21 protein-coding genes are annotated in these 22,982 nt (G+C 40.2%); 11 read left to right on the top strand and 10 right to left on the bottom strand.

Features of this window, described 5'->3' with window-relative positions; all coding sequences use genetic code 11:
* The first annotated feature begins 57 nt into the window (after positions 1-57).
* The 7 genes from BV372_RS35995 (at position 58) to BV372_RS05290 (ending at position 6,624) form a co-directional block, all read left to right on the top strand.
* A complete protein-coding gene (locus BV372_RS35995) occupies positions 58-210 on the top strand; it encodes a hypothetical protein (RefSeq protein WP_179197982.1) in 153 nt (50 codons plus the stop codon).
* A 329-nt stretch (positions 211-539) separates the two neighbouring features.
* Positions 540-755 (top strand): hypothetical protein, encoded by a 216-nt coding sequence (locus BV372_RS05315; RefSeq protein ID WP_086684262.1) that lies wholly within the window; start codon positions 540-542, stop codon positions 753-755.
* A 569-nt stretch (positions 756-1,324) separates the two neighbouring features.
* Complete coding sequence (locus BV372_RS05310; RefSeq protein ID WP_086684260.1) at positions 1,325-1,795, top strand: hypothetical protein; 471 nt, start codon at positions 1,325-1,327, stop codon at positions 1,793-1,795.
* Between the two features lie 2 nt (positions 1,796-1,797).
* Positions 1,798-3,183, top strand: a complete 1,386-nt coding sequence (locus BV372_RS05305; RefSeq protein WP_086684257.1) for a hypothetical protein — start codon at positions 1,798-1,800, stop codon at positions 3,181-3,183.
* A 10-nt stretch (positions 3,184-3,193) separates the two neighbouring features.
* Complete coding sequence (locus tag BV372_RS05300; protein ID WP_086684253.1) at positions 3,194-4,618, top strand: VWA domain-containing protein; 1,425 nt, start codon at positions 3,194-3,196, stop codon at positions 4,616-4,618.
* 107 nt (positions 4,619-4,725) lie between these two features.
* The gene (locus BV372_RS05295; RefSeq protein ID WP_218776682.1) at positions 4,726-5,889 is read left to right on the top strand and encodes an AAA family ATPase; all 1,164 of its coding nucleotides are present in this window, start codon (positions 4,726-4,728) and stop codon (positions 5,887-5,889) included.
* Between the two features lie 72 nt (positions 5,890-5,961).
* Positions 5,962-6,624 carry a Uma2 family endonuclease gene (locus BV372_RS05290; protein WP_086684249.1) on the top strand — a complete coding sequence of 221 codons (663 nt, stop codon included), beginning with the start codon at positions 5,962-5,964 and terminating at the stop codon, positions 6,622-6,624.
* A gap of 41 nt (positions 6,625-6,665) precedes the next feature.
* Here the strand turns inward: BV372_RS05290 and BV372_RS05285 are convergent, their stop codons facing one another.
* Positions 6,666-7,208 (bottom strand): Uma2 family endonuclease, encoded by a 543-nt coding sequence (locus BV372_RS05285; RefSeq protein WP_086684246.1) that lies wholly within the window; start codon positions 7,206-7,208, stop codon positions 6,666-6,668.
* A 202-nt stretch (positions 7,209-7,410) separates the two neighbouring features.
* Between BV372_RS05285 and BV372_RS05280 the strand changes: the two genes are divergently transcribed.
* On the top strand, positions 7,411-10,233 hold the full coding sequence (locus tag BV372_RS05280; RefSeq protein WP_086684243.1) for a DUF5682 family protein: 2,823 nt from the start codon (positions 7,411-7,413) through the stop codon (positions 10,231-10,233).
* 45 nt (positions 10,234-10,278) lie between these two features.
* On the opposite strand, the gene BV372_RS05275 is transcribed toward BV372_RS05280, so the two are convergent.
* The 3 genes from BV372_RS05275 to BV372_RS05265 all read right to left on the bottom strand — a co-directional run bounded on the left by BV372_RS05275 (position 10,279) and on the right by BV372_RS05265 (position 12,144).
* Positions 10,279-10,818: a hypothetical protein gene (locus BV372_RS05275; protein WP_086684240.1), complete on the bottom strand. Its 540-nt coding sequence runs from the start codon at positions 10,816-10,818 to the stop codon at positions 10,279-10,281.
* Between the two features lie 289 nt (positions 10,819-11,107).
* Positions 11,108-11,437 (bottom strand): hypothetical protein, encoded by a 330-nt coding sequence (locus tag BV372_RS05270; RefSeq protein ID WP_086684237.1) that lies wholly within the window; start codon positions 11,435-11,437, stop codon positions 11,108-11,110.
* Between the two features lie 152 nt (positions 11,438-11,589).
* Positions 11,590-12,144: an alpha/beta hydrolase gene (locus BV372_RS05265; RefSeq protein WP_086684234.1), complete on the bottom strand. Its 555-nt coding sequence runs from the start codon at positions 12,142-12,144 to the stop codon at positions 11,590-11,592.
* Positions 12,145-12,633: 489 nt separating this feature from the next.
* Between BV372_RS05265 and BV372_RS05260 the strand changes: the two genes are divergently transcribed.
* On the top strand, positions 12,634-12,837 hold the full coding sequence (locus BV372_RS05260; protein ID WP_086684231.1) for a hypothetical protein: 204 nt from the start codon (positions 12,634-12,636) through the stop codon (positions 12,835-12,837).
* Positions 12,838-12,855: 18 nt separating this feature from the next.
* Positions 12,856-13,407, top strand: coding sequence for an HD domain-containing protein (locus tag BV372_RS05255; protein ID WP_086684228.1), 552 nt, complete (start codon positions 12,856-12,858; stop codon positions 13,405-13,407).
* A 12-nt stretch (positions 13,408-13,419) separates the two neighbouring features.
* Here the strand turns inward: BV372_RS05255 and BV372_RS05250 are convergent, their stop codons facing one another.
* The 3 genes from BV372_RS05250 to recN all read right to left on the bottom strand — a co-directional run bounded on the left by BV372_RS05250 (position 13,420) and on the right by recN (position 15,936).
* Complete coding sequence (locus BV372_RS05250; protein WP_086684226.1) at positions 13,420-13,611, bottom strand: RNA-binding S4 domain-containing protein; 192 nt, start codon at positions 13,609-13,611, stop codon at positions 13,420-13,422.
* 118 nt (positions 13,612-13,729) lie between these two features.
* Positions 13,730-14,143, bottom strand: a complete 414-nt coding sequence (locus BV372_RS05245; RefSeq protein WP_086684223.1) for a GxxExxY protein — start codon at positions 14,141-14,143, stop codon at positions 13,730-13,732.
* Between the two features lie 47 nt (positions 14,144-14,190).
* On the bottom strand, positions 14,191-15,936 hold the full coding sequence (recN, locus tag BV372_RS05240) for a DNA repair protein RecN (RefSeq protein WP_086684220.1): 1,746 nt from the start codon (positions 15,934-15,936) through the stop codon (positions 14,191-14,193).
* 550 nt (positions 15,937-16,486) lie between these two features.
* Here recN and BV372_RS05235 point away from each other — a divergent pair.
* Positions 16,487-18,556, top strand: a complete 2,070-nt coding sequence (locus tag BV372_RS05235) for an AarF/ABC1/UbiB kinase family protein (protein WP_179197981.1) — start codon at positions 16,487-16,489, stop codon at positions 18,554-18,556.
* Positions 18,557-18,779: 223 nt separating this feature from the next.
* Here the strand turns inward: BV372_RS05235 and BV372_RS05230 are convergent, their stop codons facing one another.
* From BV372_RS05230 to BV372_RS05220, 3 genes are all read right to left on the bottom strand, one after another.
* The gene (locus BV372_RS05230) at positions 18,780-21,407 is read right to left on the bottom strand and encodes a S8 family peptidase (RefSeq protein WP_086684217.1); all 2,628 of its coding nucleotides are present in this window, start codon (positions 21,405-21,407) and stop codon (positions 18,780-18,782) included.
* A gap of 33 nt (positions 21,408-21,440) precedes the next feature.
* The gene (locus tag BV372_RS05225; RefSeq protein ID WP_086684214.1) at positions 21,441-22,442 is read right to left on the bottom strand and encodes a 26S protease regulatory subunit; all 1,002 of its coding nucleotides are present in this window, start codon (positions 22,440-22,442) and stop codon (positions 21,441-21,443) included.
* Between the two features lie 159 nt (positions 22,443-22,601).
* On the bottom strand, positions 22,602-22,877 hold the full coding sequence (locus BV372_RS05220; RefSeq protein ID WP_086684211.1) for a hypothetical protein: 276 nt from the start codon (positions 22,875-22,877) through the stop codon (positions 22,602-22,604).
* Between the last annotated feature and the right edge of the window lie 105 nt (positions 22,878-22,982).

Below are 22,982 nucleotides of genomic sequence, written 5' to 3'. Positions count from 1 at the left end.
TTGCGGGCAATATAATTTGTCTGTCGATGCATTTGCATTGCAGTCGATGCATTAACATTGCAAGTCGATGCATTAACATTGCAAGTCGATGCATTAACATTGCAGGGCGATGCATTAGCATTGCAGGTTGATGCATTAACATTGCAGGGCGATGCATTAACATTGCAGAGCGATGCAAATACCAAACTGCAAAAAGATATTAATTGGTAAGGAACACAATCTTTAAATAAGTAGTTATTATATAGGACTCATATTTGATTTTTGAAAAAAACTCAGTACACTTTTATTCCTTCTTCCCTGTTCCCTGTTCCCTGTTCCCTCCCTACGTAAATAATTTCAGTAATCAAATCGGATTGCTATATTAATTCAAGCTACTTAGTTAGGTTGCCAAATATATATCATTTAACAACAGCTTAAATTTACGTCTTTTGATATATATAAATTGCTACTTTAGATAGTTTTGCTAATTATAATCCAGAAAATACTCATTTTATAATTACTATTAATGTATTATTTAAAACTTTCTTTAGTAACAAAAAATGATTTCTCCTTGGAAAACTTCTTTACCACTAGAAAAGTACTCATCAGAACGTGTTGTCATCTATTTTCACAATGATGAACAATGGGTGCCAATTAAGCACTGTTATCTGTTAAAAGCAGTTGCACTTTACCAAAAAACAATAATTTTATCAGGTAAAGAAGTTTTTGCATTTCCTCCTGATTTAGATCCTAATATCTTTTATAAATTGACTTAAATCTCTACTAAGTTACTATCTGTTTTATTATCTAAAAATTGATGAGATTGTTGCCCTACAAAGCGTTAGGGTGGCAATGACATATACTACTTTTGATTGCAATTGGCTGTCAGTATTGATAGTTGACCGTTATTGCTTTTTTTGATTTCCTATTTTTATCTACTTAGAGTAATAGGAAAGCTGAGGTGATACTCGGTAATTCCAATTTATGTTGGGTCAAATCCAATCAAAAATTATGGCTACTCTCAAAGTTTTTTAACAAGGACTCGTAAGCATAAAACAAGCTAGAAAGCGAGTGCTTGATTTTTAGATGCGTTTTCCTTAGAGATTTTAGATTTGCAAGTGCGTAAGCTAGACATCGCCTATTGCCATTCCGCCCAAATAATAACTTTTGCAAAGAGACAGGAATTTACGTATTTTTATGGTGGCTATATGTAAAATTTACAGATGAGCATGGTAAGTGGGCTAATATCATGTTGGATTCTCGATTTTAAATCATAGATTTTGCTAACGTTCTCACGGATTATTTGACGATTTCAAAGTTTCGCCAAATTGGGATTAATTACGTTATGCCTGATTCATCGTTTCTAGCTTCCAGCCAGAAAAATGCTGCGACAAAGCGGGATATTAAGCAGGTTCCCTTTGTTGAGCTATTCAATAATCGATTGCAAGGAGTTGTTTCTAGCGGTTCTGATATTGAAAGGGTTTACGTTTCTTTTTTTGAAACGGGGACGCTAGATTTTTATTGCAGTACAAATAATAACCGTCCTTGTGGGGGTTTGGGAGGCTATCCCTGTAAGCATTTGCAAGCTGTGATGAAGGAAGCGATCGCAGCTTACGGTATTGACCAAGTAATCAATTATCTCAAAGTTCCGGGTGATGTTAGCCAGATTAATTCTCTTGTTGACATTATCAACCGTCGCGGTACGGTAAAAAAAGAGCCTGCAAGTGAAGTTTTCAGCCGCTTTTTAAATTACCTACGCTACCTGGAATTGGAAACGTCAAATTCTCCGCTACCTGAAATGAGTTGGTTCATATAATCATGGCTTTTCCTGGCGCGTTGCATCCATTAGGCGAAAGCAATCAAGTAGTATTAGAGTTGATTGCTGGTTTAGATGAGTGTTTTATTACTGGCTTTGCCAATCTAGACGATCAACATCTCCAGACTTTGCAGGGTTTAGTTCGGGTATTTACTGGCACACCACTACAGCAATCATTGGCTAATGCTGTTGTGGCAATTAGCTCCAATGAGTTTGTAGATAAGCATTTTTCCGTTTTAGCTAGTGCCCGCGCTTCAATTCAAGGAGCGCTATTTGATACATTACAATCTCAAGTGCGAAGTTTGTTAGGGCGTGGGGAAATAGCTGAAGCGCAGTTGGAAGAATCCAGCGAAGCACCGAATAATGTCAATGTTCTATTAGCAAGTGTGCGTCACTGGTTAATGGAACTTGCTTTAGTCGGGTATGGACGTTTGGATACAGCAACCTTGGTTCATTTTGCGGGGACGCTGGAACAAATTCAAGCGGAACCTTTATTAATACGACAAGCTGCAATACTGACGGGATATTTTAATGAATTGATGCGTAATGTCCCGGTTGTTGATAGCCAAGCAATTCCTGCATACCGTTGGGTTGATTTGTGGATGCAGGCGATGGTAGGGACTTTGCGATCGCCTAATTTACCAAAATCGCAGCCAATATCGGGAAACTTAGAAATTTTAGGTTTAGATTTACGCCAACACGCGAATTTAGTTAGCTTTACAGCTTACGGGTTGTTAGATGCAAATAATCAAACTCAGTTGGTGCGAGTTACCCAGTCAGCTTACAAAGTAGATGCAATCAATAACGAGCAAATTTGGTTATTATTTCCCAATGCAACTGCTTTGCTTGATGCTTTCGCGCAAACTCGGATACTGCAAATCAAAGATGTACCTTTGCTGCCCACCGGAGATTTACTGTGGCAAGGTAAAGCAGAACTTGGTCAAAATTATAATTTGATGCAGCGTGCAGAGAAATTTTTCGCTGAGAACCCAGCGAATAGCCTAGTTTATTCTACAGTTGCAGCGAGCGATCGCCATCCCATCCAACTTGCCGAACCGATATTTCTCAGTAAGTATAAAGTCATCAAAAATGATGAAGATATAGTTTTAAATTGGGGTGATGCAGGAGAACTTAGCATTGCCACCGAACGTATCAGCAGTTTATCAGAACTCAATTTAGATGCGATCGCCAAATCTCAGCAAATCTTCGGCCTATTGCGCTTTGATGCAGGGAAATGGACAGTTCAACCTTTAGCGGTGACAGTTAAAAACAAAACAATATATACAGGACAAACCGCAGCGTCAGTAATTTCCAAGAAAGATTCAATCAAAGGTAGCGTCGTGGGAATTCTGCAAGAACGTTCTAGCCGACTACTGCGTAAGGGTTGAGGAAAAAATCATGGATACAGAGCAAATTTCCCAACGCCGTCAAGTTGTATACTGGCGCTTGCTAACCAGTATGTTTGGCTTCAGCGAACAGGGTGCAAATTTTGAACACATGGCGACTGAAGTTGTCAGCGAGTTGAGTTTACCGCAATTAATCCTCGACCCTAATATTAGTATTGAAAACTTACTGCACCGCTACCCAGAATTAGAAGCAGATTTTAAGAATCCAATTATTCCTCAAGACGACACAGCAACCAAAGCAGAAACCGCCACCCTCCGCCGCGCCTTAGTTTTCTCCAAATTACTGCTAAATTCTTTCGGCCCCAACACCCAAACAGGAGTTGTCACCGCCCAACAATACGCCCAGTGGTTGAAAGATGTAGGATTTTTAGAACAAGCCTTAGGATGTCAACCAGGAAGTTTGCGTGGAAACGGGCCAAGTATTGGGAAAAATCCAGGTAATCAAAATCAAGGTAGTGGTAACAATGGTGGCGGTATGGGTGCGGGTTCTGGTAGCGGTGGCGGTTTTACCGTTACAGAAGAACAACTACGCGCCATCCTCAAAGCTTTGGAAGGTGAATTAATTCACCGCATGGCTTTGCACGAAGTTCTCAAAGATGACAGATTAGCCAGTCAACTAACGCCATCAATGGCTTTGGTGGAACAATTATTACGCGAAAAAGCGAACTTGTCAGGAAATGCGCTGAAAAACGCCAAAAGGTTGATTCAGGAGTATGTAGACGAACTAGCCCAAGTGCTGCGGTTACAAGTAGCGCAAGCAGTGGCGGGTAAAATTGATTATTCATTACCACCAAAGCGGATATTTCGCAACTTAGATTTAAAGCGGACAATTTGGAAGAATCTCACCAACTGGAACCCAGAAGAACAAAGATTATTTGTCGATAGACTGTACTACCACCATACAGCCAAGAAAAAAACACCAACTCGCATGATTGTAGTCGTTGACCAATCGGGTTCAATGGTTGATGCGATGGTACAGTGTACTATCCTGGCTTCTATTTTTGCCGGACTTCCCAATGTGGAAGTGCATTTGTTAGCGTTTGATACTCAAGTAATTGATTTAACAGCTTGGGTACATGACCCCTTTGAAGTGCTGTTGCGAACTAACTTAGGTGGGGGAACGCATATTTACGCAGCATTGCAAGAAGCCGCACAAAAGATTTTAGAGCCAAAGAATACGGCGCTGGTGTTAATTTCTGACTTTTACGAAGGTGGTAGCGACCAAGTTTTATTTGACTATATTAAATCGTTGAAGGAGTCAGGATTACATTTTATTCCGGTGGGGGCGGTGACAAGTTCGGGATATTTCAGCGTTAATCAATGGTTCCGCGACAAGTTGAAGGAGTTAGGTATGCCAATTTTAACTAGTAGTCCGAAGAAGTTAATTCAGGAATTAAAAAAAGTAATTGTTAATTAACTTCTTACCTCTGTGTCCCCGCGTCTCTGTGGTTCAAAAATTATTTTCTAACCGCAGAGGCGCAGAGAACGCAGAGAAAAATTACAGAAAATAATTAGGAGATAAAAATGGCAAAGGCTAAAAGTAATACGACAAATGGTGCAAGCAGCGACACAAAAGATAATACTGTAATGCTGCGCCAACCGGCGGAAATGAAATATGCAGACGAGTTGGAATATTTAGCATCGATTGATAAAGGTACAAAGCCGTTTTCTTGGCGACTGTCGCCGCAAATGGTACGGACTTTTGTGTTGGGAAGTACACCATCGCAAAAACTAGACCGCCAAATTGAGCAAAAATGGTACGGAGATAGCGCGATCGCAGAACGTGCTATTGTCACTTTAGCTTCTGACCGGGGTTTATTGTTGATTGGTGACCCTGGTACGGGTAAAAGCTGGCTAGCAGAATTACTAGCGGCGGCGATTTCTGGTAATTCAACTTATGTAGTTCAAGGAACAGCGGGAACTACAGAAGACCAAATTAAGTATTCTTGGAACGTAGCGATGGTAATTGCGGCTGGTCAATCCCGTGATTCTTTGATTCCCTCACCAATTATGACAGCCATGCATAGCGGTGCAATGGGCAGGTTTGAGGAATTGACGCGCTGTACTTCCGATGTGCAAGATGCACTGATATCTATACTGAGTGAAAAGTATATTTCGATTCCTGAACTGAAGACAGATAACGTAGCTTTTGCTCAACCAGGATTTAATGTCATAGCCACAGCTAACAGCCGTGATAGGGGTGTAAATGAACTTTCTTCAGCATTAAAGCGGCGGTTTAATTTTGTACATATGCCTGTGGTAACGAATAAGAAGCAGGAAAAAGAAATTATTCTCTTCCGTACCAAGGAGTTGATGAACCGTCACGGCTTTGAGGTGGATGTGCCGCCAACGTTATTGGATGTATTACTGCAAACTTTTGCAGATTTGCGCGAAACCAGTGCAGCAGCCAGTTCCGATGACCAGCGTTTAGAGTCGGCGCTTTCTACTGCTGAACAAATCGGTGTTTTAGAAGATGCGATTTTACACAGTCGTTTTTTTGGCGCGACTAATTTAGAAGCAAGTGCATTAGCAAAGTCATTGGTAGGTACTTTGGTGCGTCGTCAACCAGAGGATATTTCGGTGATGAATCAGTTTTGGCACGCAGTTGTGGAGAAGCGTAGTAAGGAAAACAAAGGTGAATGGGAAGCTTTTCTCGAAGGTGGCAAACAAGCAATGGGGCTATTTTAAATCTCTAAAACTCTGCCTTTGTTGGATAAAATATCTCAAAGAACTGAAGATTTAGAGCTAAAGGAGAAAACTATGACTATTGCCGCTTCCGATACACCTTTGGCAAAATCATTACCTACAAACATCACCATACTTCAAGGCATTCACTGGGATACCTATCAGAATTTAGTGCGAGATTTGGAGTCACAACCTGGAACGCGACTGACTTATGATGATGGAACTTTGGAGATTATGATGCCGCTACCACCACACGAACGTTATAAAAGATTATTAGGTCGTTTTGTTGAAGTTACTACAGAAGAGTTAGGAATTGAAATTGGCAGTTTAGGTTCTACAACTTGGACACGAGAAGATTTACGCAAGGGTTTAGAACCAGATGAATGTTATTACATTCAAAATGAGTTAGCTGTGCGCGGTAAAGATGTAATTGATTTGACAATTGATCCACCTCCAGATTTGGCAATTGAGGTTGATAGTACCAGCAGTTCAATGAATCGGATGGGGATTTATGCGGCGTTGGGTGTGCCGGAAGTGTGGCGTTTTGATCGTGAGATTTTGACAATTTTGAGTTTAGTTAATAATGACTACCAACCCCGTGAAATGTCGTTAGTGTTGCCGATGTTTAATGCTGCTGTGTTGATGAAGTTTTTGGAGTTAAGTTTAACGATGGGTGAAACAAGTTTAATTCGTCATGTGCGGCAATGGGTAAGGGAACAGTTAGCCAAATCATCATAGAAAATCAGGGAGAAATTTGAATAAACGATGCGGATACCTTCTCAATCAAACTCTAAAGGCCATAAATCTGAAACTGGTACTTCCCAACCTGGAAGCAGTTCGGGAACCGTTAATACATCGCCATTGTGAAGTACAATTACCTCTTTTCCCAAATTGTAAACTTCCACAATTTGCTCATCAGGATTAAGCAAAATTCCGACTTTAGTTCCCAAACTCAGAAATTCTTGAATCTTACCTCTGATATCCTCTAAATTATCGCTGGGAGACTTGACCTCAACAGTTAAATCAGGAGCCAATTGAGCAAAAGATTTGGGGCTGCGACGTAAGCGTTCAGCTAAAACAAATGAAGCATCTGGTGCGCGCAAATTTGAGTTTGGCAATCTAAAACCAGCGCTAGAAGCTGTTATTCTTCCTAGCTTACGCGGTTTAACCCAGTTACGTAACTGGGACACCATCTCAGCAGCAACTTCATCTGATTCGTATCCTGATGGACTCATGACAATAATATTACCCTTAACTAGTTCCATGCGATAGTCGGGGTACTGTTGCTGAATTTTTTCTAAATCTTCAAGTGTCAGTGACATAAAGCCTCCGATTCTGACATGGGCTGTATTTATATTATGAGGAATCCAGAATAAACAGGCGATGTCTACGATGGTCACTGAACTTTGTCGAAGTGCGGGCTACGCCTACTCACAAATCAGTCAACAATGAACCGATGTCTAATGACAAATGACAAATGACGAACCCCACGAGTTAACTTTATTTACGCCAACCTCCTAAACTATGGTTAACCTCCCAACTGCATTCAATTCACTCCAAGAACAACTACTCAACGCTGCGGAAAAATTTGCTACGGATGCTCAACCTTTAAGCGAAATGTTAACGGCTTTGATAACAGACGTAGAAAAAGCCAGCAGCGAACCCCTAGAAATTTTTCCGGTGTGTCATCATTCACCATCTTCCGCTTTGCAGATGGTGCGACGGTTGCGAGAGAAGCCGCCGAAGGTAATTTATTTAGAATTATGCGAAGACTTACAAAATACTGTCGAGAATTTACGTGATTGTAAATTACCCGTCGCTTTACAAGCCTTCGCCGCCGAATCTGAGACTTTTTCGCCCAAAATCATGCCGTTGAGTGTGGTTGCACCCATCACCGAAGCTTCGGCAGAATATCAAGCGATCGCATTTGCGCTGCAAAACCCAGATACTGAGTTAGTATTTGTAGACCGGGCTGTTGATTTTGTCTTCCAATGGGAACCTCCTGATACGAAAGTTGTGGAATCGGAAGAACCCGCCAGCGATGAAGCAAAAATGCATGGTTCGGCGGTTGGTGTGGAAGTAGGTAGTTTAGTTCCGACTTTTGACCAATTTTTAACCTTTTTGTTGCGAAACTCCAATACCCGCCACTTTTCCGAATGGTGGGATGAGTATGTGGAAACAGCAATTATAGGTGCAGATTACGAAACCTACCGCCAAGTGATGTTCCTCATCGGTAGCTTACTGCGTCGTTTAGGAACCCGCGACAAAGATATCGAAATCGACCGCCAGCGCGAACGCTATATGTGGACTTGCATGAAAAAACACATGGCGGCGAATAATATTGCACCGTCGGAAGCTATATATATATGTGGTGCAGCTCACTCAGCTAGCGATGTAGAAGAATACAGCGTTACTAATAATAATGTTTGGGAAATACCTGAACGCACCCAAACTAAATGGTTATACGGTTTAATTCCTTCCAGTTTTGCTGCTATCGAATACCAATTTCATCACCCAGCAGGTACAGTGTCCCTAGCGGAAGCAAATTGGAAAAAGAATCTCAAGGTGACGGGGTTGAAGGAATTTTCTCTAAATAAAGAAGAGAAAGCAACCAAAGCTAAACCCAGTCCAGTTGTAGCAACCAACTCTACCCTCACAGCCTTTTTAACTCGTCCCCCAGAACTAGCCGCCGCAGATACGGAACAGTTATTACAATGGTGTGCTGATATTGTAGGATTAGCGCGAAAAAATGCCTATTTAGCTAGTACCGCCGACTCCATCGCTATCTACCAAACCTCAATGCTGCTAGCGGGGATGCGGAACCGGATGCATCCCACACCCTACGATTTCCAAGATGCAGCCATAACTTGTCTAGAAAAAGAACGCACTCCCAAAAAACGCAATATTTACCAACTTTGCCAAATTTTACTCGGAGGCGATCGCATTGGTACGGTTGGTTATGCTTCTTTACCTCCCCTGGCGCAAGATGTTTACGATAGGCTGCAACCACTGGGAGTCAACCTACTTGCACAAACCAACCAACGCGCCTTAATGGATTTTAAACAGCAGCCGGAACTTCTACCCTGTTCCGATGTGCTGTGGCGATTGCATTATTTATTAGGTGATACGATTGTAAAACCAATTATGGGCGATCGCAGCCTTGGTTCAAAACCAATTCAAGAATCTTGGGAAATTCGCATCGGTAAATACCAACGCCATATTATTATGCTCGGTTACGAGGGTGTGAGCATCGAGCAAGTTCTAGAACAGCGTCTCAAGCAGTTGGCGTTCTCTCCCCAAGCACAAACCAGCGATGTTCTCAAAGCCACAGAAGATAGCATTTTATACGCCCGTAGCCTCCGACTAACGCAAGAACTCGGAGAACACGCGATTTCTCTCCTCAAACAAGAAACTGGAGTCAGCGATGCACCGCAAGTATTTGAGCGCGTCCGCCGACTAGTACATTATTATCGCACCACACCCACAGGCTTACCGGAATGGATAGAGCGTTTTGTTACTACAGGCTACGGTCATTACGCGACATTACTACCTCAAGCCTTCGCTGATAGAGGAACAACTCCCGAACAAATCGCCGGGATGTTGAATTTTATTTTCACACTCGAAAGTTTGGCATTATCTCTCGGTTGTAACCGCAGTCAATTATTAATCGGTGTCAAACAATCCAGCCAAGGTTTAGACGACCCCGCCAAAATTGGTTTATTGTGGACAACTGAATGGTTGTTGACATTAAGAAAATTAGAAGACATTCGGGAATTTTTCAATGATGTGATTAACAATGAAATGTTAATTAAATCTTTCCCAGAATACTTAAACGGATTTATCTTATCTCTAACATTTGCACCCCGCATTAGTAAATTTGTTGTAGAACTTCTGAGTAAATTATTCGCAACAGTTCCCGACAAAATTTTATTACCTTGGTTACCAAACCTAATTCTTAAGCTGCGGCCTCATGCCCAAATTCTGCAAGGATTAATCAAAGAAGCCGCTAGTAATTTTCCTAATACATTGGCTGGTTTTAATAACTGGGTTCCTGCATGGTCAAAGCCGCAACTGGAGATTAAAGAACAAGTCAACCGCGTTGAGGCTGCACCAGCACTTAGCGATAATGAATTAAAAATTAGAGAATTACTATTAAATTTTCCAGCGACAACCAATGCTTTCGCTAAATTACTGGGAATTAAAGAGTTGACTTGGGAAGATAGTTTAGAAACGAATGTAAATTCAGGCGATCGCTTATCTGAAAAAGAAGTTAAAACGCAAGAATTAATTACTGCTAATCCAGCAACATTAAATTACTTTGCTAGCATAATTAATTTAAATTTTTAAGTCATGAATTATCGTAGAGGGCGATAAAAGCCGCCCTCTATTAATTTAAAATTCATCCAAACCTAGTGTGACAAAGCGTTCAATTATTGGATCAATTTCAGCAATTAATACTTTACTAGAGTCTGATTCAATAATCTCAATCTGATGCTCAATCTTTTGTGTGATTGGCTGGGAATTAGGTTGTATTGGCTGTGGAGAATCTTGAATAACAGGATGTATATGATGCTCAATCTTTTGTTCAATTGATTGAGAATTTAATTGTATTGGCTGTGGAGAGTCCTGAATAACAGGAGTTATCTGATGCTCAATCTTTTGTTCAATTGGCTGAGAATTTGGTTGTATTGGCTGTGGAGAGTCTGGAATAACAGGAGTTAAAGGAAAAGAGGGTGGTGGTGATTGCTTTGACGGTTGGAATTTAGATTTTGACTTGAATTGGGTAACTTGTGAAGTTGCACCAAGTCCCAGCATTGCGCCAGCAACTGTATACATGGTGGTTTTCTCAAAGTATTGAACGCCAAAATATCCAAGTGCTAGTGCAGATAAGGTGGCGGTGATGCTTCCCAGGATGATTTGCTGTTGTTTCAATTGTTTATCCTTAACTTTGCTGGTAGTTTATACTTGCTTGCTCCCTGTATCTAAGTATGCTTATTTACACTCCTTTCTGTTGAACCAATACATAGATTAATTGCAAATAATCCAGGCAGTCAAGCATTCACAACATACTTCAGTTAAGGAAAATTATTGTTTGAGGTATCCACAAGTCAATGCTGGACTGAGAAATGATACATTAATGAACCCAACCCATCTTTAAGGAAATAGTAATTGTTCACACCGCAGAGTCTGGTTTCGATTGCCAGTAGCAAGCTAACTTCACCTATGGTAATAGTTGCAATTTAACTTTACCAGTGGAGAGCATCGTGTAGCCCATGCTCACTGCCATCAATGCCAAGGCAAATGAGACAAGTGAGATCGGAGCAATAAAAATTACGCTACTCATGATGGCATAAGTCAAACTACCAGCAATCAATAGCCAAGCATACTTACGATTCTGTCCCCCGTACTTTAAAATCAATATTCCTGATATTGTTAAAACGATCGCAGGCAAGCTAGGAATAAAGTATCCAGAGAAAATTACACTACTTGCCAAAACCTTGATACCAAAAACTATCAAAGCCAAGCCAGTAAGCCTGATGAGAAATTTCATCTTGTTATCTATTGCTATATAGGTTAGCAATAGAATTTAGGTTTTGCAGATACGAATTATGCAGCTGAAGTAGCTACAGACTTTGTTGACATTACCTCTGGATGTGCTATTTCAAGCAATACTAGCTATCTCAAGCTGGCATGAAATTAAGTTTAGCTAAAGATTTTCGCCATGTTACTTAACCGTTCATAAACAGGAATCAGGCGATCGCCTTCAATTTCAACAGCAGCATTGGGATAGTTACGAATGGCTCCAAGGAGCGTAACTTCACCATTTTGACTAATAGATGTACTTAAAGCGCTTCGCAACGCCTGCGCGTCTAATTGCTGTGCAGGAGGATGAACTACCTCGCCAATTTGGTTTACTAAAATAGGCCCTGCCCAGCTAGAAAGTAGGTTATTTAATAAGGTACGATCGGCTTTTATTCCAGCTGTCAGTGCCTTACGAGCTATTGCAGGGTTTTGTTGAGCCGCCTGCAAATAAGCCCTCAGTGTGGGGGTAGTTTTGCCAGTTTCTACAAACTGACTCAATTCTTTCACAGAGATTGGGCCTTGAAAATTACCATACTTCAAAACAACTTGCTCGGCAGCATTAGCATTAGAACTAAAGAATAAAATACTAGCACCTATCCCTAAAGCTACTGCCTGGCCAAGTAATTTAGAAAATTGCCACTTGCTAAATTGATGGAAAAGTTGAAAACTCTGCATTTTGTCAAACTTCCTATTGTGTAGAGCGTAGATAGGCACAAAAAATTTAAGTGTTGTTACTTCAGAAAAAATCAATTTTGGCAGTATGAAGCACTCTTAGTTTCAAGTTGTTTAGGAATACCCCAACATTACTCTGCTGCTTGATATGGCTTGGCGTCCAAGCCCATGAGTGGAAAAGCACATCTACTACAATTTGATTTCCTAATACTTAATCGTAGGCTCTGAATGCAAAATTACACTCTTACTATGGGTTGAGTAAGGGTGTGTACATGGTATAAGTTTAATATTTTGATTGACAACCACTAACCCATTGGGCAGAATGCGATTGATTAGTACTGATCGTTATGAAAATTTTTGCGATCGCAGATTTTAGCGAACTCAAGTATAATTCATGGTCAATGGTTCCATGAGACACCTCTGGATGGCATAAAATTAAGCTCAAATTTTTTGAACTCTGTCTTTCAAGAACTCATAAAAAGGCTAATTAGCATGTCTGATAATTTGCCATTTCAAAATTTGAACCAACTACAACAATGGCATCAAGGGATAAAAGATGCAAACCGCAATAATATTTTCTGTCATTGTCGTGTTTGTAGTTATGAGTGGATGGATTCAACATTTGATGCTACTTGTATTAAATGCGGTAGCGAAAATGTAGAAAGCATTTCATCCTGGCAATTTCCAGATGATTAAATTAGAGAGAGCTTGTATATGAAACAAAATTGGTCACAAGAAAGTTATATTAAAGCCTATAAATTTGCAGCACAAGCACACCAAGGGCAAAAGATGCCAGGTTCAGAAATACCTTACATTATGCACTTAAGTTTTGTGAGTATGGAAGTACTTGCTGCCTTGAATGTGGAGAAAGAAACCGACGGAAATCTGGCAATCCAATGTGCGCTTTTGCATGACACTATCGAAGATACTCATACAACTTATGAGCAAATAGAAGCCGAATTTGGTGAAGCAGTAGCTAAGGGTGTACTTGCATTGACTAAAGATAAAAATTTAGACAAACATCTTCAAATGGAAGATAGCTTACAAAGAATCAAACAACAACCAAAAGAAATATGGATGGTTAAATTAGCAGATAGAATTAGTAATTTACAATCACCACCACATTATTGGAGTATAGAAAAAATTACTAAATATAGAGAAGAAGGCATTCACATTTATGAAGCTTTGAGGGAGTCTAGCGATTTTTTAGCTTCGCGGTTGGCTAGCAAAATTCAAGATTATAAGTCGTTTATTGAGCCAGTATAAGTGAATAGCCTATTATCCTATTATTTCTCCAACATCAAAAGTTTTCTCTTCTATTGTTACTTGATCTCCTGATACTAACTTCCTCCCTCGTCGGGTTTCAACTATGCCATTGACTTTGACATAACCATCAAGAATCATTAGTTTGGCTTGTCCTCCAGTTGAGGCTATACCCACCAACTTTAAAAACTGATCGAGTTTAATCATTTTGTTACGATTATAAATAAAATATTGAATTTTTCACTTTTGTGTCTCTGTGTCTATGTAGTTTGTAAAAAAAGCAAAATTTACCACAAAGGCACAAAGACACAAAGAGATTAATAATTTAAATTACAAGTCGTTGAATACCATCTTTGATGAGAGGAACATTAAAGTTGAGCAGTAAGCCTATACGATAACCAGATAGCTTAAGATACGTTAAAAGCTGGGCTTTATGAACTGGATGTAGCGCTTCCACTGCCTTTAGTTCCACAACTACACATTGCTCAACTAATAAATCTAACCTAAAACCAGCATCCAAACAGATATCATCGTAAACAACAGGTAACTCCACCTGTGAAACAACATTTAAACCTCGCTTCCTTAATTCATAAATTAGGCAAACCTCATACACTCTCTCAAGTAATCCTGCTCCTAGTTGAGAATGTACAGCAAATGCACAATCAACTATTTCTTTTGCCACCTGATTAACTGTCTCAGAAATTGGTTCTCTTTGTGTCTTGGTGTCTCTGTGGTTCATAAAACAGCTAATAACTACAATTTTAGAATTCCCAAAGACACATCCAATTAAGATTTCTCCCGTCGATGATTAGCAGCTTGCAATAACAGAGATTCTGCAAAAGCGATCGCGTCTGTAGCTGATTTCCCCCCAGCCAACTGCGCTAGTTCATCCCGGCGAGTTGTTAAATTATCTAAAGCAGTAACACGCACTACGGTACGTTGCTCGCTGCTACCGTTGTTAGCTTTATTACCTTTGCTTTGATTGATAATTTGCTTATCCACCCGGAAATGGCGGTCTGCCATAGCAGCTACTAAAGGTTGGTGCGTAACACATAATACTTGTGACCGTTGGCTCAGCTGGTGTAATTTTTCCGCGATCGCTTGGGCGACTCTTCCCGACACACCCACATCAATTTCATCAAATACCATTGTCCCTGCTGCATCGGCTTGGGAAACACAAGCTTTCAAGGCTAGTAAAAAGCGGCTCATTTCCCCACCGGAAGCAATTTCTGTTAAAGGTTGGAGTGGTTCTCCGGGGTTAGGACTAAACATAAATGTAATTTTGTCCGCACCTGTAGCAGTTGGAGAAGTAGGTACAATCTCTACTTTAAATTGCACCTTTTCCATCGCTAGGGGTTTGAGTTCAGCAATCAATCGCGATTCTAAATCGTTAGCAGCTGTACGACGCAACTGAGTTAACTTATGACAAACTTGGGTAAGTTTCGCCAAACTTGCTTGTTCTTGCTGTTCTAAACTTTCGATAGATTGTTCGCTGTCGTTGAGTTCGGCTAATTCCCCTTGGATTTTTTGATAGTAGGCGATCGCTTCTTGGAGTGTAGGCCCATATTTGCGACAAATCTGCTTTAATTCCCGAATTCGTTCTTCTACTTCCTCTAAACGCTGAGGATCGGCTTCTAAATCTTCTCCATAAGCATTAATCTGCCTACCCACTTCCATTAATGTCGCTTGGGCATCCCGCACCAAATCTAATAGCGGTTGCAGTTGGGCATCATACTCCACCATGTCATTTAATGTGGCTTCGCTGTCTCCCAATAAATCTGCAGCGGCTGGGGTTTCGTTATCGTTTTGGTACAAAGCCTGATAGACCTTGTAGCTCATCTGTTGCAAATCTACTACATGATTCAGGCGTTCTCGTTCTTGTAATAGCTGCTCTAATTCATTGGCATCGCTGAGATTTACCGCGCCTAATTCTTGCACTTGATAGGTAAGTAAATCTAGTTGTTGTAAACGTTCCCGTTCAGATGTCCGGCGTTTTTCTAATGCTAGACGTGCTTGTTGATACACAGCAAATACAGTCGCGATCGCTTGACGCTGCTGCATTAGGGAATCGCCACCATGCAAATCCAACCAATCACGGACTTGGGCGGATTGTCCCACTTGTACAGTTTGGCCTTGGGCAGTAATTTCCACCAAGCGATCGCGAAATCCCCCCATCATCTGCCGATTCACCAACACGCCATTCACCCGCGATCTACTCCGGATATTACTAGCCGTGGCAGCAATTTCTCGACTGATGATTACAGAGTTTTCATCTATGGAATCAATTTCTTGTTCGTTCAACCAAGCCGCTAAAGTAGCGTTAGATTTAAAAGTAGCTTCTACCATCGCTCGGCTAGTTCCAGTGCGAATGACGCGACTAGATACCTTACCTCCGAGGGCAGCATCAATAGCATCTAGAATAATCGATTTTCCCGCGCCGGTTTCACCTGTTAATACATTCAGTCCAGCGCCAAATTCCAGTTCTAGTTGGTCAATTAGGGCAAAGTTTTCAATTCGCAGGCAAAGCAACATCAAGCCAAATTCTCCATGAGGGCAGATGCCGAATAGTTACAACTTTTAGGACTAGGCATGAGCGTTTAGCAACCAGCATGAGCCACTATTATAGAAGTAGCAAGCCCATTTAAGTTTAGCAAACTCAGTACAAGTACGCGGAAGTCAACAAGTCTTATAGATGTGGACAGGGCTGCTGGCTTGGTCGTAACTACCGTACATACTTCTAGTACTAGCGTGGCAGAAATAAAGATACCATTGAAAATAGTACACAAACTGATAATAAACGTCTTTTGGCGTTTCACTTCTGCTGTTTCGCTCAACTGAAAACTGCTGTGATTGCCTTTTTAGTTTGAGGTTAAACAACAATTTTTTTCTCAATATGAGAGATGCAAGCAAATATAGTGGTTTGCTATTATTACAATCCAATTTCTGAAATGAGAGGAAACTGGAACAGATAAATCCCGATCTCCTTTACAGAAAACCACTTCCTCTAACTAAATCGGGGTGCTTGATGCTAAACATATTGTTACAATGCTTAACATAATCAATTCGACCGGTGGCATTCTTCATGATTGTGAAAACACTTCCCCCAACTTCCCGACCGATCGAGGAGGACAATGGCGGTAGCAACAACCGCCGTGACGACCTACATATTGCTGAAGTAGTGCCAGAAGATGGTACACAAGGCTTGGTTGTTAAATCGCCAAGACTTATAGCAGCCCAACAACAGAGAGCCTTGACGACACAGGTTCAATATGAGATGACGCGTTACGATCCGGTAGAGATTTCGGCGCATTATCAACAAAGACCTCTACAGGTTTTAGGGCGAATTTTTGCTGTTTTGGGGCCAACTCTCTCCTTTGCTTTGGGGTTATGGTCGGATAGCAAACGGGGAATTGTGGTGAAAAATGATCGCCGCCGAGCTGCTCAACTTAGAGAATTATTAACGCGACTGGGGCCTGCGTACATCAAAATTGGACAGGCTTTATCTACAAGACCTGATTTGGTTCCTCCCGCATTTTTGGAAGAACTTACCAAGTTACAAGACCAGTTACCACCTTTTCCCAACGAAATTGCTTATCAATTTATTAAAGAAGAACTAGGCGCGCCGCCAGAGGAAATTTACAGTGAACTTTCACCAGAACCAATTGCAGCTGCTTCTTTGGGGCAAGTTTACAAAGGTAAGCTGAAAACTGGTGAGGAAGTAGCAGTAAAAGTTCAGCGTCCCGACTTAAGAGAAGGGATTACCATTGATTTATATATTTTACGTCGCCTAGCTGGTTGGGCAAAGAAAACCTTTAAACGGGTACGCAGCGATTTAGTTGGTATTCTTGATGAATTAGGCGATCGCATTTTTGAAGAGATGGACTATATACACGAAGGAGAAAATGCCGAGCGTTTTTTCCAGTTATATGGTCATATGAAAGATGTATACGTACCGAAAATTTACTGGGAATACACCAATCGTCGCGTATTGACGATGGAGTGGATTAACGGCATTAAATTAACGCAAACAGCAGAAATTAACGCCAAAGGCATAGATGCTCGTTATTTAATCGAAGTAGGTGTCCAGTGTTCGCTGCGTCAGTTACTAGAACATGGATTTTTCCACGCTGACCCTCATCCAGGTAATTTATTAGCCACCTTGGATGGCAAATTAGCTTATCTCGACTTTGGGATGATGAGCGAGATTCAGCCGCCTCAGCGTTATGGTTTAATTGAGGCGATCGTCCACGTTGTTAACCGTGACTTTGAAGGGTTAGCCAAAGACTACGTTAAGCTAGATTTCTTATCACCAGAAACCGACTTAACACCAATTATTCCTGCTTTTGCCAGAGTCTTTGCAGATGCCCAAGGTGCTAGCGTTGCAGAGTTGAATATTAAAAGCATCACTGATGAACTATCGGCTTTGATGTATGAGTATCCTTTCCGCGTACCTCCCTACTACGCTTTAATTATTCGTTCTCTGGTAACTTTGGAAGGGATTGCTATTTATATAGATCCCAACTTTAAAGTCCTTAGCGAAGCTTATCCTTACGTAGCGAAACGTCTGTTAACAGATCCAGCACCAGCACTCAGAGCATCATTGCAAGATTTACTCTTCAAAGAAGGTAAATTCCGGTGGAATCGCTTGGAGAACTTATTACGAAATGCTCGTGGTAATGAAGACTACGACTTAAATTTGGTAGTAAATCAAGGGGTAGACTTTCTCGCTTCCGAACGCGGTAGTTTCATTCGCGACAAGTTAGTAGATGAATTTATTAATGGAATCAATGCTTTAGGTAAAAATGTCTTGCATAACTTCACCTACCTACTGCGCGAACAGGTAGGAATAACAGCTATTAACGAAACTCCCGCCGCGACAATTGAACAACAACAAACCTTAGAGCATATCAAACGTATCTTGAATATTCTTCGAGATACCCGTGGCTTTGATCCAGTGCAGCTTGCTCCCCAACTTGCCCAATTATTGATAAATCCAGGAGTACAGCTTTTGGGTCAGCAAATTACTAGCCGCTTGCTGCAAAAAGCGATAGCTAAATTAATTCGGGATTTGTTAGCGGCGGAAGATGCTAATAATATTCAAGGTCGGAAGTTAGGACAACCTGAAAGATTATCTTTACCTGGAAGAGTGTAGAGCTATTTCTTTTGTTTTAAAACCTTTACCTTCAATCTTTTTTGATAGAGGTAAGGGTTTTTATTTAGGGTATGGATTTTAGATGTTTAGGTTGGGTTTTACTGCATTCAACTCAACAAAATCTAGCTTTTTGCTGGCCTTGGTTTCGTTACTCAAACCAACATACATATGTAGGAATCATTTTTCAAATTGGTATTAGTTTCGTGTGTGGAGTGCGATCGCCTCAGCTACCTACAGTTGATTGAATTTCTACCAATGGCTGAATTTCTAGTTCAACTTGAGCTTCAACAAAAGGCGTATAAATTGGAATATCAGCTTGTATAGCTTCAAAGCTCACAACTAGAGAGTATGGAACGTTAGCTTCTGGATCGTTATTCCAACCTTCATGTCCAACAACTGCAATAGAAAATGCTTCTGTAAGTTCAAATGAATTTACAACTGTCCAATCCTTCTGAAGGGTTCCTGCACTTCTAGAAACACCCTCAATTTTCCCGTGGTTTTTTGATCTTTTACCAAGAGTCCATTGGAAACCTTTATCTCCCTTTTCAGCATCTTCTGGAGCATCATACTCTTTTAAAATTCTTTCTAGAAACCTCTCTGGATCTTCACCTTTCTTACTACAGTCCCAGTCCAGCCAAGTTGAAAGATATTTTCGGCGATTCCTGCGGGTTCGACGCGGTTGTGCTTTGTATGACAAAGTAACTTCTAAGAGAATCTCCAGCGATTCCCCTTGAGAACGTAATTGTTCTGGAAGTTTTACTTGGTAAACATGAGCTTGTTTAGCTACAATACGGCGTTCTCCTGTTGTCATCAAAGTGATTCGATTGGGAGAATTACCCAAAGCACGATCAACATTGGGAAGCCCGTAACCAATTTGACGAAGAACGTGCAATTTATTTACATTATCTGCCATTGCCCATTGTGGCCATCTTGCTGATTGTACTATTAATGCACGGTAAAGAAGGCAACTTTCACTTGGTAACTCAGCAGCTAGACGCGCAGCAATATAACTTACTTTTGGTGCTGCAAATGATGTACCAATATTATCAGCAGCAACTGCTGGGCCTCCATACAAAGTTGACCGGACTAATTCGGGACAAACATCTTTAGAGAAAGTAATATTTGGTGGTGTACCTTCATCTTTCACTAAATCTCCACCATACTCAACTACTTCTGGCTTAATAGTATTCCAAATTCCTAACCCAGAACATGAAAAAGCTGAAGGTTGATCCTTTTGTGCAATCGAAGAATAAGGTGGTGAATTATAAGAATTTGAAGCAATAGAACCAACTGTTAAAGCTTGGAAACTCTGTGCAGGGTTAGCTATTCTACATGAATCTTCTAGCAGATAATCCGGGTATAGCCTGTTTGCTGAAAAATGTTCTGTGATAGACAATCTTGTAACAGGTTTTTTAGGATATGGCACTCTAGGTAAATTACCTGCTGATACAATGACAAGGATATCTTTTTGCCATGTTAAATTATCAATGGTTGATGCCCATGCACTCATATATCTAGTAAGACATGGAGTCTGGCCAGTTATAGAGTGATTAAAAATTCTGGTTGATGTTAAATCATAATAAAACTCTACGATATCTTTCAATAACTGAGGTGGAAATACTTGAACAGGTAGGTAGCAATTAGCATCAAGCACTCTAGCATTTTGTACCCAGCAAATAGCTTTTTCTTTACCACTACGAGGTATTTTACTCGGATAAAGTAATGCGCCAGCTACTCTCGTTCCATGTCCACCATTTTTTACATAATCAGGAGTTCTACCAGTTTCACCAGGAATCCAAGAAGTTGAGTTTTGTGAATCAATTGCTACCTTTAGCAAAGAATGCATTTCTTGAATTCCGCTGTCTATAACGCATACTTTAGGAGCATTAAACTCTGGTGGTTCCAGTTGAAAAATTGGAGTGCTAGAATCAGGTAATTTTTCCTGATTGAGCATTTCAAAAAACTGATCTGGCTCACTAATTTCAAAAATGTAAGGAAAATTTTCAACTAAATCTTTTAAGCCTTTTCCTGTAATTTGAATTCGACAAGAGAAACTATCGGGTAAACGAACTGTACCAAGCTCACCCCCTTCATCTTGAAAACCTTTGATAATACTACCTTTATAAAATTTAATAAGCTCCTCAAATTCATCTTGCCTTTCCCAAGATATTTCTTCCCACTCTTCCTCTGTTAACTCACGTTTTTGAATCCAATCATTAACCTTTTTTGTAAAAATATCATTAGTATCATTAGGTTGTCGTTTGGGATAATTAGGTAGTTTTATTTCAGTACCTACACAAGCTACACCTACATCAACAGTATATATTTGTTCTTCTTTTATAGGTATCCAGTTCTCATACAATTCAGTATATAAATTTGGAGAAAGAATCAATTCTGGCTTTTTTTGACCATCTATTATGTCCCATATTTGGGCTACTGTATTTCCACCATGCTTTTCATTAATAAATTTTTTTATCTTTTCTTGTAACTCACTAAGTTCTAAATCTGCTGATGCACCGATAATATATCCATCTTCTGTATCAGCAATCAATTCAATGCCATATGCTTTTAAACCATCTGGATTAAAAGAACCAGGGTCAATCTGTAAGATAATTCGTCGAGATTTAAGTGGCGGCTTACCTTCTTGTTCTCTTTCTTCTTGCGTTTCTTGCCAATCAAATATCAAAGAGTCAACCGAACGTTTAAGTTTACCTCCATGTCCCTGACGATTACTGAGATTAACGAGTGTTATGGGATTCTTTTTTCCTCCTCCTCCCGGTGGCGATGCAGCACTTCCTTCTGTTGTCAGCCTAAGCCGAATATGCGGAAAACTCTGAGAACTTTCAACCATTTATTTATCCAGACACCAAAACAAGAATTAATATTAGGAAACCTTGATTTCTGCGATCGCTTCTTCTAAGTGTTCTTGAATCACTAGCTCCTCTCGCTCCAGGATTGCTCGTTTAGCTGCATCTTGAGCAACTCTCACAGCTTGAGCCGCAGAAAAACCTTTCATCTGCTCAATTATCTTTGACCAGTTGATAGATCCAATTTCAATTGCAGATAGTGTTTCCTTTAGTATAAATTCTAGCTCTTGTTCTCCTGGTTTGGGTACTGCAATTAAGTCATCAAATCTTCTCCAAAGAGCAGTATCTAGAGATTTATTCAGATTTGTTGCTGCTACCAAAAGCCCCGAAGAAGGTTGATATTCATCTAAAATTTGTAAAAATGTATTGACTACCCGCTTAATTTCTCCAACTTCTTGAGAGTCTTCTCGTGACTTAGCAATCGAGTCACATTCATCAAGAAACAATAAACATGGATTTTTTGAAGCATCCTCAAATACAAGTCTCAAATTGGTTGCAGTTTCGCCTAAAAAAGACGATACCATTGCATCAAACCGCACTTTTAAAAGTGGTAGACCAGTATTCCAAGCTAAACGTTCTGCTCCCAGTGTCTTTCCACAACCAGGAGGGCCATAAAGAAGAATTTTTTGTCTGTAACGTAGTCCATGATGAGCCAGCCTATCTCTGGCTGCATATTCGCGTTCAATTCGACGAAAACGCTTCTCAATATTTTCAGGCAACACCATGTGATGGCGTAATTTCTCCCTCGGTATAATAGTTACTAAGGGAAGATTAAATCGTTTACTAGTTGGTAATTCAGTTAAAGCCTGTAAGTTTTCCGGTACTGAGGACGGAGGTTTGATTGAGTTGGTAGACTTATCTTTCTGACTCTTTTTAGTAATAGTTTCTAACTGGTCAGCTAAGAGAGTGTGTCCCTTACTCCGTTCTTCTTCAATGACTAGATATGTAAGCTTATCAATCGCTTCTTGATCTGAACTAGCGATCGCTCTAAAAAATCTTTTGAGAAGCTCTGCTTTCATACTGCCTCTCAGTATAAATAGTAATTTTTTACCAATTTGGTACTATTGTACTACATAAATATAGTGCATCGCAAATTATAACGCGATTACTGTAGCTCTAATTAGTATATTAATCTATGTAAACTATAAACTATTTTTCTTCTCAGAAATTTAGCATATTTAACCATATGGCGTTGCTTTAAGGTCTATATCATCTTCTCCCTCAATCAATAGCAGAGTCATCAAATGTCCCTCGACAAACCCTGTTAATTTAAAATCAGACATAGCCTTTAGTTCCTCAATAGAAACTTTTTCGGAATAGTATTTAAATATCATTTGAATAGCTTTATTTTTCTCTAAAAAATACTTATAGCTAGTATCCTTTTGCATCAAATGTTCTACTATTTTTGATATTCGCTCCAAAAGGACTTCTTTGTCATCAGAAACTTCTTGCATAATTTATTCTCATTTTTCACTAATTACTCCAATTATAATTTCTCTCCATCCGCATACTTCTGCGTTTCAAAACAAAAAAAGGCGGGCAAGATGCCCACCTCACAA

Source organism: Nostoc sp. T09, assembly GCF_002154695.1.
In the GTDB taxonomy this organism is placed as follows: Bacteria; Cyanobacteriota; Cyanobacteriia; order Cyanobacteriales; family Nostocaceae; genus Aulosira.
The sequence above is the reverse complement of the archived record's forward strand: the minus strand, read 5'-3'. Positions and strand labels throughout refer to the sequence as shown.